The 14,569-nt window shown below is 68.8% G+C and carries 12 protein-coding genes; 8 read left to right on the top strand and 4 right to left on the bottom strand.

Annotation, left to right across the window (positions count from 1 at the left end; translation table 11 throughout):
* The first annotated feature begins 19 nt into the window (after positions 1-19).
* Both ON33_RS18740 and ON33_RS18735 read left to right on the top strand, forming a co-directional pair.
* A complete protein-coding gene (locus tag ON33_RS18740; protein WP_040860215.1) occupies positions 20-1,192 on the top strand; it encodes a sensor histidine kinase in 1,173 nt (390 codons plus the stop codon).
* Positions 1,189-1,863, top strand: coding sequence for a response regulator transcription factor (locus ON33_RS18735; protein ID WP_040860214.1), 675 nt, complete (start codon positions 1,189-1,191; stop codon positions 1,861-1,863). The genes ON33_RS18740 and ON33_RS18735 overlap by 4 nt, the downstream gene beginning before the upstream one ends.
* A 14-nt stretch (positions 1,864-1,877) precedes the next feature.
* Here ON33_RS18735 and ON33_RS18730 read toward each other — a convergent pair whose 3' ends face one another.
* Positions 1,878-4,457 carry a polynucleotide kinase-phosphatase gene (locus ON33_RS18730; RefSeq protein ID WP_040860213.1) on the bottom strand — a complete coding sequence of 860 codons (2,580 nt, stop codon included), beginning with the start codon at positions 4,455-4,457 and terminating at the stop codon, positions 1,878-1,880.
* Positions 4,457-6,184, bottom strand: a complete 1,728-nt coding sequence (locus ON33_RS18725; RefSeq protein WP_040860212.1) for a 3' terminal RNA ribose 2'-O-methyltransferase Hen1 — start codon at positions 6,182-6,184, stop codon at positions 4,457-4,459. Before ON33_RS18725 ends, ON33_RS18730 begins: the two co-directional genes overlap by 1 nt.
* Before the next feature lie 302 nt (positions 6,185-6,486).
* On the opposite strand from ON33_RS18725, the gene ON33_RS18720 reads away from it, so the two are divergent.
* The 6 genes from ON33_RS18720 to clpX all read left to right on the top strand — a co-directional run bounded on the left by ON33_RS18720 (position 6,487) and on the right by clpX (position 13,102).
* Positions 6,487-7,677 (top strand): DUF7373 family lipoprotein, encoded by a 1,191-nt coding sequence (locus ON33_RS18720; protein WP_040860211.1) that lies wholly within the window; start codon positions 6,487-6,489, stop codon positions 7,675-7,677.
* A 137-nt stretch (positions 7,678-7,814) separates the two neighbouring features.
* The gene (locus tag ON33_RS18715) at positions 7,815-8,384 is read left to right on the top strand and encodes an FKBP-type peptidyl-prolyl cis-trans isomerase (protein ID WP_040860210.1); all 570 of its coding nucleotides are present in this window, start codon (positions 7,815-7,817) and stop codon (positions 8,382-8,384) included.
* Positions 8,385-8,546: 162 nt separating this feature from the next.
* Positions 8,547-9,956 carry a trigger factor gene (gene tig / locus ON33_RS18710; protein ID WP_040860580.1) on the top strand — a complete coding sequence of 470 codons (1,410 nt, stop codon included), beginning with the start codon at positions 8,547-8,549 and terminating at the stop codon, positions 9,954-9,956.
* A 234-nt stretch (positions 9,957-10,190) separates the two neighbouring features.
* Entirely contained in the window at positions 10,191-10,781 is a 591-nt protein-coding gene (locus ON33_RS18705) for an ATP-dependent Clp protease proteolytic subunit (RefSeq protein WP_040860209.1), read from the top strand.
* A 38-nt stretch (positions 10,782-10,819) separates the two neighbouring features.
* Positions 10,820-11,494 (top strand): ATP-dependent Clp protease proteolytic subunit, encoded by a 675-nt coding sequence (locus ON33_RS18700; RefSeq protein WP_040860208.1) that lies wholly within the window; start codon positions 10,820-10,822, stop codon positions 11,492-11,494.
* A gap of 327 nt (positions 11,495-11,821) precedes the next feature.
* The gene (gene clpX / locus ON33_RS18695; protein WP_040860579.1) at positions 11,822-13,102 is read left to right on the top strand and encodes an ATP-dependent Clp protease ATP-binding subunit ClpX; all 1,281 of its coding nucleotides are present in this window, start codon (positions 11,822-11,824) and stop codon (positions 13,100-13,102) included.
* Between the two features lie 385 nt (positions 13,103-13,487).
* Here the strand turns inward: clpX and ON33_RS18690 are convergent, their stop codons facing one another.
* Together ON33_RS18690 and ON33_RS18685 are read right to left on the bottom strand one after the other, a co-directional pair.
* The gene (locus ON33_RS18690) at positions 13,488-14,012 is read right to left on the bottom strand and encodes a hypothetical protein (protein WP_051152441.1); all 525 of its coding nucleotides are present in this window, start codon (positions 14,010-14,012) and stop codon (positions 13,488-13,490) included.
* A gap of 73 nt (positions 14,013-14,085) precedes the next feature.
* Positions 14,086-14,457: a nuclear transport factor 2 family protein gene (locus ON33_RS18685; RefSeq protein ID WP_040860207.1), complete on the bottom strand. Its 372-nt coding sequence runs from the start codon at positions 14,455-14,457 to the stop codon at positions 14,086-14,088.
* Between the last annotated feature and the right edge of the window lie 112 nt (positions 14,458-14,569).

The following is a 14,569-nucleotide window of genomic DNA, read 5'->3' as shown; positions in this document are numbered from 1 at the left end:
GTACCTTGACGACGTGCGGATGATCGCCCGGCTGCGGTGCTGGCTGCGAGTCCGGCCCTGGGCGGCCGACCTCGCGGTCGCGATCGGATGCTTCCTGGTCGCCACGCCGGTCGCCGCCACCATGGCGTACCTCCGGCACAGCCCGATGGACCGGGCCGTCAGCGGGCTCGCGCTCACCTGCGTACCGCTGCTGGTCCGCAGCCGGTGGCCGATCCCGGTGGTGGCCGCCACCGTGCTGGTGGAAGTGGCGCGCTACCTGGTGATCCCGTACTCCACACCGCCGCCCGCGGCCACCGCCGTCGCACTGTTCACGGTGGCGAATCGGGGCGAGCGGCGCACCGCGTGGCTGGTCGGCGTGTGCGCCGCGGTGCCGCTGGTGGCGGCGATCCTGATCTCCCAGCCGAGTCCCGGGGATCTGCCCCAGGCGCTGTCGCAGATCGCCTGGACCCTGCTCGGCGTGGCCGCCGGCGACGCGGTGCGCAGCCAGCGCGAACTGCTGGCCGCCGCCCTCGAACGCGCCGAGGCCGCCGAACGCGACCGCGAAGCCGAGGCCGGTCGCCGGGTCACCGAGGAACGCCTGCGCATCGCCCGGGAACTACACGACGTGGTGGCCCACCACATCACCCTGGTGAACGCGCAGGCCGGCGTCGCCCACCACCTCATGCGCACCAATCCCGAACACGCCTACGAGGCGCTGGAACGGATCCGCGACACCAGCCGGACCGCGCTCGACGATCTGCGCGCGGCCGTCGGAGTGCTGCGCACGGAAGGGGATTCGGTGGATCCGCGCACGCCCTCGCCCGGTCTCGCGGAACTCCCGGCGCTGGTGGAATCCTTCCGGCACGCCGGTCTGGACGTGACCGTCGAGCGGACGGGCGAACCCGTCGAGCTGTCTTCGCTGGCGGACCTGACCGCATACCGGCTGATTCAGGAGGCCCTGACCAACACCAGCAAGCACGCGGGCGTACCGGCCGCCCGGATCGCCCTCGACTACCGGCCCGACCGGCTGCGCATCACCGTCGAGGACGATGGCCACGCGACTGGCGACACCGGATCCGGCTACGGGATGATCGGAATGCGGGAACGAGTGAAGGCCGTGGGCGGCACGCTCAGCGCCGCGCCGCGGACCGGCGGAGGATTCCGGGTGGCGGCCGAGCTGCCGCACCGGAGCGGGCGAAGGGGCGGGGTATGACCATCCGGGTGCTGCTCGCAGACGATCAGGCGCTGCTGCGCGACACCTTCCGCATGCTCATCGACTCCACCTCGGACATGAAGGTGGTCGCCGAGGCGGCCACCGGGCGCGAGGCCGTCGAACTCGCCCGCACCCACCAGGTCGACGTGGTGCTCATGGACATCCGCATGCCCGAATTGGACGGTCTCGCCGCCACCCGGATGATCAGCGCCGACGAGGACCTGGCCGGGGTGAAGGTGCTGGTGCTCACCACCTTCGAGCATGAGGACCTCGTCGTCGAGGCGTTGCACGCCGGGGCGAGCGGCTTCCTGGGCAAGGGCATGAACGCCGACGAACTGCTCGGCGCCATCCGCACCGTCGTCGCCGGTGACACCCTGCTCTCGCCGGCCGCCACCAAAGCGCTCATCTCCCGCTTCCTTGCCCAGCCGGATCCGGCCCGCTGGGAACCACCGCCCCTGCTGGCCCCGCTCACCCCGCGCGAACGCGAGGTGGTCGCGCTGGTGGCGATGGGCCTGTCCAACGACGAGATAGCCGAACGCCTCTTCGTCACCGCCCTGACCGCCAAGACCCATGTCAACCGGGCCATGGCCAAACTCGGCGCACGCGACCGCGCCCAGCTCGTCGTCATCGCCTACCGCACCGGCCTCGTCCGCCCGGACAGCCCGCTCTGAACGAGATACCAGGTCTAGAGCCGCGGATCGACAGGTTCGGTCTCCAGGGCGAGGATGGCGAACACGGCCTCGTGGACCCGCCACAACGGCTCGCGGGCCACGAAGCGGTCCAGGGCTTCCAGGCCGAGGGCGTATTCGCGCAGCGCCATGGAGCGTTTGCCGCCGAGGCCGCGGGAGCGCAGGCGATCCAGCTGGTCGGGGCGCAGGTACTCCGGGCCGTAGATGATCCGGAGGTATTCGGGCCCACGGCATTTCACGCCCGGTTGCACCGGTCGTCCACTGCGGGTGCCGGTTCCGGTGACCAGCGCGCCCAGCGGCTTCACCACCATGCCCTCGCCGCCGGCCGCGGTGAGTTCGGTCCACCAGGCCGTCGCGGCCGCCTCGGCCTCGGGGGCGGCGAGGTCGACCAGGCGGCGGCCGGTCGCGGTGAAGAACTCCGGGTCGGCGGCGACCAGCCGGTCCATTCGCTCCAGGTGCCAGTTGTGGTCGCGCCCGGCGTAATTCGCGCCGGAGGCCGCCAGCAGCTGGAACGGGGCCAGGCGCACGCCGTCCAGGCCGTCGGTGGGCCAGCAGTAGCGGCCGTAGGCGGCGGTGAAGGCGTCAGCGTCCGCCCGGCGCGCGTCGGTGCGCGCCGCGAGATCGCCCGCGTCCACGCCCCGGTCGACCGCGGCCGCCAGTACCTCGGCGGCCTGGGTCAGCGCGGCCCGGGCCGCCGCGCCGACCGCGGCGTACTGATTGCGCAGCAGCCCCAGTGCCTTGGCAGACCAGGGCAGCAGCTCGGTGTCCAGCAGCATCCAGTCGGTGTCCAGTTCCTCGAACAGCCCGGCGGTTTCGGCCGCCGCGCGCACCCGGGCCAGCAGCGTCTCGGTCCGCGCCGGATCGTCGAAGAACGGGCGGCCGGTGCGGGTGTACACCGCGCCGGTGCTGCCGTCCTCGACGCCGAACCGGTCCCGCGCCGCCTCGGCCGATCGCGAAACCACCACGACCGCACGCGAACCCATGTGCTTCTCCTCGCACACCACCGTGTCCACGCCCTCGGACCGGTAGTACTCGAAGGCCTGGGCCGGGTGCTCGAGGTAGCCGTCCAGGGAGGAGGTGGCGCACGGCGACATGGTCGGCGGCAGGTACAGCAGCCAGCGCGGGTCCACGGCGAAACGGCTCATCACCTCGAGCGCGGCGCTCGCGGCATCCTCCTGGACGGTGACCCGGCCGAGGTGACGGGTCTCCACCACCCGCCGGCCCAGCACGTCGTCCAGGTCCAGCACGCCCGGATCCCGCTGCACCACCGCCGATCCGGTGGCGAAGGTGGCGGCTTCGAGGGGCCGCACCGGCTCGAACCAGACCTGCTCGGCGGGCACCGACACCGGCTCCCGCTCCGGGTAGCGCAGCGCGGTCAGACGGCCGCCGAACACCGCGCCGGTATCCAGGCACAGGGTGTTGTTCACCCACACCAGTTCGGTCATCGGCGTGTGGCCGTAGAGCACCAGCGCTTTGCCGCGATAGTCGTTGGCCCACGGGTAGCGCACCGGAAGCCCGTATTCGTCTGTCTCGCCGGTGGATTCGCCGTACATGGCGAACTCGCGCACCCGGCCCGAGGTACGGCCCTGGTATTCCTCCTTCAGGCCGGCGTGCGCCACCACCAGCTTGCCGCCGTCGAGCACATAGTGGCTGACCAGGCCGCGCATGAATTCCTGTGCGGTCTTGCGGAATTCGGCGTCCTCGGCCTCCAGCTGGGTGAGCGACTCGGCCAGGCCGTGCGCCACCTTCACGCGGCGGCCGTCCAGCGCGCGTACCAGCTTGAACTCGTGGTTTCCGGTGACGCACAGGGCGTTTCCGGCTGCCACCATGCCCATCACCAGCCGCAGCACGCCGGGCGTGTCCGGGCCGCGATCGACCAGATCGCCGACGAACACCGCGGTGCGGCCCTCGGGATGCCGCGCGTCCATTGCGCGACCGTCCGCGTCCCGGGCGAGGACATAGCCGAGTTCGCCCAGCAGGGTCTCCAGTTCGCTGCGGCAGCCGTGCACGTCACCGATCACGTCGAAGGGCCCGGTGAGATCGGTCTTGTCGTTCCACAGGCGCTCGTCGGAGATGGTGGCCGCCTCGATCTCCTCGACGCCCTTCAGCACGTGCACCTTGCGAAAGCCCTCGCGCTCCAGGAACTTCAGCGAACGCCGCAGATCGCGCTGGTGGCGGCCGACCACGTGCGGACCCAGGTCCGCGCGATCCACCCGCAGCGCATTGCGCTCCACGCACACCGCCTCCGGCACGTCCAGCACGATCGCCACCGGCAGCACGTCGTGCGCCCGCGCCAGCTCCACCAGCGCCTGCCGCGCCTTGGGCTGCACATTGGTGGCGTCGATGACGGTGCGCAGCCCACGCCGCAGGCGCACGCCCGCCACGTGGTGCAGCAGCTCGAACGCCTCGGCCGTCACCGACTGATCGGCCTCGTCATCGCTCACCAGCCCCCGATACGCGTCCGACGACAGCACCGCCGTCGACCGGAAGTGCTTGTGCGCGAACGTGGATTTCCCGGAGCCGCTGCTACCGATCAACACGACCAGCGACAGCACCGGAACCGACAGCTCTGCCATCACACGACTCCTTCCTCATCGCCGTTCGTCCCATCCCGTTTGGTGAACACGGCCATCTGTGTCGACGCCCCCACTTCCGCATCCTCGGGCCCGATCGGCTCGACCCGCACGGCATACCCGTACGTCCCGCCGACCCGGTCCGCCCAGTCCGCGAATTCTGCCCGGCTCCACTCGAATCGGTGATCCGAATGCCGGAAAGCGCCCGCGGCGAGCCCGTCGTACCGCACGTTGTACTCACTGTTCGGCGTCGTCACCACTACCGCGCCCGGAACGGCAGCCCCGAACACCGCGTACTCCAGCGCCTTCAACCGCGGCGCGTCCACATGCTCGATCACCTCCATGAGCACCGCCGCGTCATAACCCCGCAGAGCGGCATCGGTATACGTCAGCGCCCCCTGCCGCAGCGTCACCCGCCGCGACTGCCACTCCGGCAGCCGCCGCAGTCGCCGCGCCGCGATCTTCAACTCGCGCATGGACACATCGATCCCGACGATCTCACCGAACGCCCGGTCCGCCACCAGTTCCAGCAGCAACGCGCCCTGCCCGCACCCGAGATCGAGCACCCGGCTCGCCCTCGCCTCCGACAGCGCCCGATGTACTGCGGCCCGCCGCAACACCGCCAGCGACGGCCCGCGTTCTCCGACCTCGGCCGTACCGGAAGCCTCCGGCCCCGGATCGGTCGCCGGGACCGGAGCGCCGGTCCCGGCGGAGGCCGGGACGCGGTCGGTCGCCTGCGCGGATATCACTGCGCCCGCCCCAAGGGGGGCGGCGCCGCTCGCCGGAGCGGGCAGACGCGCGGCATCCGAATTCTCGCCGTCGAGCGAACTCGTGGCCGCGAGCTCCGTTGCGGCCGAACGGACTTCGCCGCCGGGATCGGGCGCGGACGACGTCGTCTCGGTGCCGGTGTGCTCGTCGTCGAAATCGTGCTCGAACGCGCCGAGTTTCTCCGGGTCGGTGTCGTCCAGCTCGGCGAGGCGGGCGAGGGCGGCGCGAACCAGGGTGTGGCGGCGGGTCAGGTAGCGGCGGGTGATCCACTCGCGCTCCGGGTGGGTGGTGAGCCAGCCCTCGCCGAAGCGGAGGAGTTTGTCGATCTCGCCGGTGTCGAGCCAGTAGTGCTTGCTGCCGTCGAGGACGGGCAGCAGGACATACAGATGCGACAGCGCGTCGGACAGGCGCAGCGTTCCGGTGAGTTCGAGCCGCAGGTAATGGGAATCGCCCCAGTCCGGGAATGCCGGGTCCAGGGGGAGGGGAGTGGCCGCGACGGTCCAGCCCAGGGGCGCGAAGACCCGTTCGGCGTACTCGACCCCGCCCTTGCAGGGCACGGCGGGGAGCTCGATGCGCAGCGGCAGCGCGGTCTCGGCCAGCTCGGGACGCTGCCTGCAGTGGCCGTGCAGGGCGCTGCCGAACACCGTCGAAATGGCCACGGACACCAGCGAAGACGCCGCGTACGGCCGATCGTTCACATACTGCCCGAGACTGAATTCGGGCGTGCCCTTGGACTTTCCGCGCACCGCTCCGCCGCCCCGCGCTTGCCGGACGGGATCGATCTCCAGCAGCAGCGCGGCCGTGCAGCGGTCGTCGCCCGCCTCCGGGTAGAGGACGTGCGCGACACCGTAGGACTGCTCGAAAGTCTGTCTGCGCGAGGGATTCTTGTGCAGCAGGTACCCCAGATCGGAGGCCGGCCAGGCGGCGCCCTCGGGCCGCGTACAAGAGATCGTCAACAGCATCCTGAGATGCTCCCGTAGGCCGAGAGCACCCGCAAATACATTTCCGTCTCGACCTGCGCCGATAGTCGCGACGGATGCGACCCCTCAGTGTAGGGGGCTTGCCGTGCAGGGTGATCGCGCTCACACTCGAAAACAGGTGTCCGGGGGAGGTTTTCGTCGGCGATCCGCAGGGGCCGGGACGAAACGTCGGTCGGGCTCACCGTGATCGGAGAGCCGGGACCCGGGCGGGGAGCTGTGCGACAGGCGGTGGCGGCATGCACCGATTCGATTCGACCCGTCGGCGTGTCCACGCCGGATCGCTCATGGCGGTCGCGGCACTGGTCAGTGCCTGCGCGATCGCCGGGGTTCCACGGGCGGCGACCCCGCAGGTGGGGGCGCTGGATCTCGGCGGCTACAGCGGGCGGCCGCTCATCGCGCCGCGCGAAGCCGGGGAAACCTATGGGCGGCTGATGGAATCGGTGCGGATGGCGGATGCCGTCATCGCGCCACGCGCCGTCGATCCGGCCCTGGCGCGGACCTCGGCCGTTCCGGTGCCCACACCCGGGGACGCCGTCGGAATCCTCGCCGACGCCACCCGGGCCACCCTCGCCGCATACGGCATGCTGGCCGGATTCAGCATCGGCGGCACCGACGATCCGACCGGCATCCCGGAGATCGGCACGGCCCGTTCGGTGCGCCTCACCGTCCTGCGCATGCGGGACAATATGGCTGCCATCGACGCGGCCCGCGAGATAGACGCGCGCGACTTCGACGTCAACCACGACAATGTCGCCGTCCCGTTCACCGAATACTTTGCGACACATGGTCATTGGCGCACTTACGTGCCGACGATGGCGGTCACCCTCGCCCACGGCCCGTTCGTGGTGACTCTGTTCCTCACCTATCCGGCCACGGATCGGGCGGCCCTGAAGAGCCTGGCCGAGGCCACCTTCGACGCCGAACTGCCGAAACTGGACGCCTTCACGCCGACACCGGCCGAGGAACTGTCCGCACTCCCACTGGATCCCGGTGGCATGCTGAGCCGCCTGCTGCCCTCCGAACTCGGGAAATGGCCCTATCCCGAACTCTTTCACGACGAGCAGCAACTCATCGCCGGATGGGGCGGACACCGCAGCGCACGCGGCATCGTCTACGGCCCCGTCCTCGCCGAGCTGTGGGTCAACCGGTCCGGTGCGGACGCACGCATCCCGGTCGAGAGCATCGCCGTCACGGATTCGGCTCGGCTGCTGCGCTTCCCCGACGCCGTGGCCGCCCGCCACGCACTGAACAGACTGTCCGAGCCGAGTCCCGGCGGGTCCGTGGCCACCCCGCCGGACGGTGTCCCGGACGCGGTCTGCCTGCGGGATCCCGGCTCGAATCCCGCAGCACCCGAGAGCAGATACACCTGCCTCGTCCTGGACGGCCGCTACCTGGCGCAGGTCTCCGCCCCGACCGAGCAACTCGTCCACCGCAGGGCCGCCGCACAGTTCGCACTGCTGGTCAACGATCGCTGAGTGCGCGAATCCCCGGTCGCCGCCGCGGTCGAGACCCTCTCGGCCGCGCCCTCCCCGGCGAAGACCGATCCCGGCGTGTAGGTTCGGCGCGGCGTCGCAATCCGTGCGGCAATCCGGACTGACGGACAGGAGCGGGAATGCGCTTGGTGGGCAAGGTCGGTGTGATCGGAGCGGTCGTGGCCGCCACGGTGCTGGCCGCGGGATGCGGCAGCAGCAATGACAACAAGGCGGCGTCGACCACCACGGCCAAGGCCACGACCAGTGCGGCCGCCGCCACCACGACCCAGAGCAAGGGCCGCGAGTGCACCGCGGACGACATCAAGGTCGACGGTGGCTTCGGCCAGGCCCCGAAGATCACCATCCCGGACGACTGTGATCCGCCCAAGCAGCTCATCGTCAAGGACCTGGTCGCGGGCAGCGGCCCGGCCGCCAAGGCCGGGGATCAGCTGACCATGAACTACACGCTGGTCACCTGGTCCGACAAGAAGGTCCTGGACTCGTCCTTCACCCGCGGCGAGCCCTTCGACCTGCCGCTGGGCGCGGGCAAGGTCATCAAGGGCTGGGACCAGGGCCTGGTCGGCGTCCAGCAGGGCGCCCGCCGGCTGCTCATCGTCCCGCCGGACCTCGGCTACGGCGCGGGCGGCCGCGGAATGAAACCGTACGAGACGCTGGTCTTCGTCACCGACGCCGTCAAGGTCGGTAGCTAGACGCGAACCCCGGGTACCAGGGCGACCGGTCGGCCGACCGGCGTCACGATGCCCCGTGCAGTGACCGGTTACACGGCCCGTGGGGGCGTCAACTAACCTGGTCGGGATGCGTTCGGGGGGAACCTAGACGTCAACCATGAACTACGAACAAGGAGCATGTCCGTGAAGAGCACCGTCGAGCAGCTGAGCCCGACTCGGGTCCGCATCAATGTCGAGGTGCCCTTCGAGGAGCTGAAGCCGGACTTCGATCGCGCGTACAAGGCTCTCGCGCAGCAGGTCCGGATCCCGGGCTTCCGTCCGGGCAAGGCGCCGGCCAAGCTTCTCGAGGCCCGTATCGGCCGCGGCGCCGTGCTGGAGCAGGTCGTCAACGATGTGCTGCCCAAGCGCTACAGCGAGGCTGTCATCGCCACCGAGGCCAAGGTCATCGGCCAGCCGGAAATCGAGATCACCAAGATCGAGGACGGCGAGGAGCTCGCCTTCACCGCCGAGGTCGACGTCCGCCCGGAGATCACCCTGCCGGAGTTCTCGGCCATCGCCGTCTCGGTCGACCCGATCGAGATCACCGACGAGGACATCGACGAGCAGCTGCAGTCGCTGCGCCAGCGCTTCGGCACCCTCAAGTCGGTCGAGCGCGCCATCGAGAACGGTGACTTCGTCTCCATCGACCTGTCCGCCACCGTCGACGGCGAGGCCGTCGAGGAGGCCTCCACCACCGGCCTGTCCCACGAGGTCGGCTCCGGCCAGCTCATCGAGGGCCTGGACGAGGCCCTGATCGGTTTGAAGGAGAGCGAGTCCAAGGACTTCACCTCCAAGCTGGTCGCCGGCGAGCACGCCGACAAGGAAGCCGTCATCACCGTGACCGTGCAGTCGGTCAAGGAACGCGAGCTGCCCGAGGCCGACGACGAGTTCGCCCAGCTGGCAAGTGAATTCGACACCATCGACGAGCTGAAGGAAGACCTGAAGACCCGCGTCGAGCGCGTCAAGAAGGTCCAGCAGGCCGGCGAGATCCGCGACAAGGTGCTGGAGCAGCTGCTCGAGACCGTCGAGATCCCGCTGCCCGAGGGTGTCGTCAAGGCCGAGGTCGACGCCGTCGAGCACGACGCCGTCCACGGCTTCGACCACGACGAGGCCAAGCTGGCCGAGGCCCTCGAGGCCCAGGGCTCCTCGCTGGAGGAGTTCAAGAAGGACACCAAGGAAGCCGCCGAGAAGTCGGTCAAGACCCAGCTGCTGCTGGACGCGGTCGCCGAGGCGGAGAACACCCAGGTCGGCCAGGACGAGCTGTACGAGCGGATCATCTTCCAGGCGCAGCGCTACGGCATGTCGCCCGATCAGTTCATCCAGCAGATCCAGCAGGCCGGTCAGCTGGGCGCGGTCTTCGCCGACGTGCGCCGCGGCAAGGCTCTCGCCGGTGTCGTGGTCCAGGCCGCCGTCACCGACACCGCCGGCAACGTCGTGGACACCGCCGAGATGTTCGGCAACCCGGCCGCGGAGGCCGAGGAGGTCTCCGCCGAGGAGCTCGCCACCGTCGCCGACGCGACCGAGGCCGCCGAGGCCGAGGCCGAGGCCAAGTAGTAAATCGACACAGCCTGTGTGCAGGGGCATCGGGGCAGGACACCCCGGGAACCCCCGGACGCGGGAACGCGAAGTGTTGACGTAAGTTTGCGCTGTGAGCGAAGCAGGGCGGTACCGGGAGTTCGGTGCCGCCCTGCTTCGTTAGGGTTTGTGTCAGCGAATCAGTAGGGGCTTGTTAACCGAGCCGTTGAGAGAGGGCAGGTATCCGTGACAATTCATCAGGCAGGGGTGCACATGACATCCGCGACTGCTGGTCTGAACCTCAGTGATTCGGTGTACGAGCGCCTGCTGCGCGAGCGCATCATCTTCCTTGGCACTCAGGTCGACGACGACATCGCCAACAAGCTGTGCGCGCAGATCCTGCTGCTGTCGGCCGAGGACCCGACCAAGGACATCTCGCTCTACATCAACTCCCCGGGCGGTTCGGTGACCGCGGGCATGGCCATCTACGACACCATGCAGTTCGCCGACTGCGACATCCGCACGGTTGGCATGGGCCTGGCCGCCTCCATGGGTCAGTTCCTGCTCGCCGCGGGCACCAAGGGCAAGCGATACGCGCTGCCGCACGCCCGGATCATGATGCACCAGCCGTCGGCCGGTCTCGGTGGTTCGGCCGCGGACATCGCGATCCAGGCCGAGCAGTTCGCCTACACCAAGCGGGAACTCAACGAGTTGCAGTCGCGCCACACCGGCAAGTCCGTCGAGCAGGTGACCGCCGACGCCGACCGCGACCGCTGGTTCACCGCCGCCGAGGCGCTCGACTACGGGTTCATCGACCACGTGGTCACCCACGCGAGCCAGGCGAACGGCAGCAGCAGCAAGTAGTTCCGCAGCCCACCACACAGACTTTGGAGAGACGCGTTATGTCCAACATGATCGATCCGCGGGCCGCGGGCATCACCTTCGCCGCCGCCGGCAATCTGCCCCAGTCGCGCTATATCCTGCCGCAGTTCACCGAGCAGACCAGCTTCGGCCAGAAGGTCTCGGACCCGTACAACAAGCTCTTCGAGGAGCGGATCATCTTCCTGGGCAACCAGGTTGACGATGTGTCGGCCAACGACATCATGGCGCAGCTGCTGGTGCTCGAGTCGCAGGACCCGGACCGCGACATCACCATGTACATCAACTCGCCCGGTGGATCCTTCACCGCGCTGATGGCCATCTACGACACCATGCAGTACGTGCGCGCCGACGTCGCCACCGTCTGCCTGGGCCAGGCCGCCTCGGCCGCGGCCGTGCTGCTCGCCGCCGGCGCCCCCGGCAAGCGCGCCGCGCTGCCCAACGCCCGCGTCCTGATCCACCAGCCGTCCACCTCGGGCGGCATCCAGGGCCAGGTCTCCGACCTCGAGATCCAGGCCGCCGAGATCGAGCGCATGCGTCGCCTCATGGAGACCACGCTGGCGCGCCACACCGGCAAGGACGCGGACACCATCCGCAAGGACACCGACCGCGACAAGATCCTCACCGCCGACGAGGCGCAGGAGTACGGGATCGTCGATCAGGTCTTCCAGTACCGCAAGCTCAGCGCCCAGAAGTGAGCTGGGCGGGTGGCGGGGTTCTGTGTGTCCCAGGCGTCCCCGCCACCCCGGCAGGGGTGAGTCCACGCACATGTCCGGCGAGAAACGTGCCCAAGTTGTCGACCTCGGTCAGCCGAAGCGGGTACGGTCACTCTAGGGACCTTTGCTCGTGGTTGTCGGCTCTGCCTCTGCATCCAACACAGGTGCTTGTAATCGGCACCGTGGATACACACAGCCGAATTGCCGGATCCGCAAACTCAGGGGTCACGGCTTACGCTCGAAGAAGGCAGCTCGCCGGCAGCCGGGGACAGACGGTTGCACGCGGACAAGGAAGTAGGGACCCAGGAGATGGCGCGCATCGGTGATGGCGGCGATCTGTTGAAGTGCTCGTTCTGCGGAAAGAGCCAGAAGCAGGTCAAGAAGCTCATTGCGGGACCGGGGGTGTACATCTGCGACGAGTGCATCGACCTCTGCAATGAGATCATCGAGGAAGAGCTCGCCGAATCCAGCGAGGTCAAGCTCGACGAATTGCCCAAACCCGCGGAAATCCGGGATTTCCTGGAGCAGTACGTGATCGGGCAGGACTCCGCGAAGCGAACCCTCGCGGTGGCGGTCTACAACCACTACAAGCGGATTCAGGCGGGCGACAAGGGCCGAGACTCCCGGGGTGAACCGGTCGAGCTGGCCAAGTCCAACATTCTGATGCTCGGCCCGACGGGCTGTGGCAAGACCTATCTCGCACAGACGCTCGCCAAGATGCTGAACGTGCCGTTCGCCATCGCGGACGCCACCGCGCTCACCGAGGCCGGCTACGTCGGTGAGGATGTCGAGAACATCCTGCTGAAGCTGATCCAGGCCGCCGACTACGACGTGAAGCGCGCCGAGACCGGCATCATCTACATCGACGAGGTCGACAAGATCGCCCGCAAGTCGGAGAACCCGTCCATCACCCGTGACGTGTCCGGCGAGGGCGTGCAGCAGGCGCTGCTGAAGATCCTGGAGGGCACGCAGGCGTCGGTGCCGCCGCAGGGCGGCCGCAAGCACCCGCACCAGGAGTTCATCCAGATCGACACCACGAACGTGCTGTTCATCGTGGCGGGCGCGTTCGCGGGCCTGGAGAAGATCGTCCAGGACCGGGTCGGCAAGCGCGGCATCGGTTTCGGCGCGGAGGTCCGGTCCAAGGCCGAGATCGACACCGCCGACCACTTCGCCGACGTCATGCCCGAGGACCTGATCAAGTTCGGCCTGATCCCCGAGTTCATCGGCCGCCTCCCGGTCGTCGCCTCGGTCACCAACCTGGACAAGGAATCGCTGGTCCGGATTCTGGGTGAGCCGAAGAATGCCCTGGTGAAGCAGTATGTGCGTCTGTTCGAAATGGACGGCGTGGATCTGGAGTTCACCCAGGACGCCCTGGAAGCCGTCGCGGATCAGGCGATCCTGCGCGGCACCGGCGCCCGTGGCCTGCGCGCCATCATGGAGGAGGTGCTCCTCCCGGTCATGTACGACATCCCCAGCCGCGACGATGTCGCCAAGGTGGTCGTCAATGCCGACACGGTGAACGACAACGTCCTGCCGACGATCGTCCCGCGCAAGCGCCAGACCCCGGAGCGCCGCGAGAAGTCGGCGTAACCCGCATCGAAGCAGAAATCGGCTCCGCGAGAATGTCTCGCGGAGCCGATTTCTTTGCCCTGGGAAAGGTTTCGGGGAGGCCCCGTTTGTCGCTCAATCCACGCCGACGGTGCCGTAGGCCGGGTCGCCGGCTTGCGGCAGGTCGCGAGCGCCGGGCCATCACGCCGGTGACCTGGAGTTCGATGATGTTCTTCGGTGGGCTCTCCGCGTCCGGAAGGCCATGGAGTCGGTGACGGTCGGTGGAACCGATCGCGCCCGTCGCGAGGATCGCCGTTGATCCCCCGTGGTTCGCCGTTGAACCTTTACTCCGCTACTCCGGAAATCGGTGTGGTCGGGTCACCTGTTACGACGGCCCGGCACCCGGGGACTCATCGGCGGGCCGGAGTCAGCGGCGGGGGAATTTGAAGGTGAAGGGCGCGGGCTCGGGGACCGGGAAGCGTTCGCGTGGGGCGACCAGCAGAATGGCCAGGCCGAGCGCGGGAAGGGCGAGTGCCGCGAGCAGTTCGAGCGTGAAATTGAAACCGCTGAGCGTCTCCGGGCGATGGAAGGCGTGGTAAATGAGGTGCGGCACGCCGAAGACGAGCCAGCCCAGCCCGGCGATGCGGGCGATGACGCTGTCGCGGTAGTAGACGGCGGCGCCGGAGATGGCGCCCAGCGCCAGGAAGAAGGCCCCCACGTCACCGACCAGGTGGTGGTTGTACGGACCGTCGGCGCGCACCCAGTGCAGGCCGAAGCCGGGGAAGCTGGTGAAGAACGATTCGGGGGCGACGATGGCCCACAGTCCGGTGATCACGCCGGTGGCGGTGAGCACTCCGAGCATGATGAGCAGGGCGATCCAGCGCCGCCGGTTGATCTCCAGCCGCATGCTGACCCGCACCCCGTCACCGGTGCCGCGCAACGAGATCCGCACAGGTCCTCCCGCCCTCGCCGAATCACTGTGGTGACACCGTAATTCGGGGAGCGGGAGGGGACAAGCCCGTGGGTCAGATCTGCTCCATCTTCAGGTCGTCCGGACCCCAGTAGGCGCGCATGCTGATGATCTTGCCCTCGTCGTTCAGTTCCATCACGTCGATGGGGGACAGGGTCATGCGGTGGCCGTTGGACACGGTGACGAGGGTGAAGGACGCCGCAACCTTGTTGCCCGCGACCTTCACGGTGTGCAGTTCGGTCTCACGGTCGAGGTTCTCCAGGGCCTGGTAGAGCTCGCCGATGGCCTCGTGGCCGCGGCGCTCCGGCGTCCCGATCGGATCCTCGACCACCGCGTCCTCGGCGTACAGGTCCACGATCGCCGACGTGGGCCCGGTGGCCACCAGCTTCACGTACTGCTCGACCACATCGCGGGGCTGCGCTGCCATGGAAGACTCCCATCAGAATTGAAACGTGTTCTACTGCGGAGCGTAACAGCCGGGGCGCGCAAAGGAACCCCGCTGCCTCACCCTGTGGAACGGGGCGGCGATCACCCCGTGG

Source organism: Nocardia niigatensis NBRC 100131, assembly GCF_000308655.1.
GTDB lineage: Bacteria > Actinomycetota > Actinomycetes > Mycobacteriales > Mycobacteriaceae > Nocardia > Nocardia niigatensis.
This window is presented reverse-complemented; position numbering and strand designations above follow the sequence as displayed.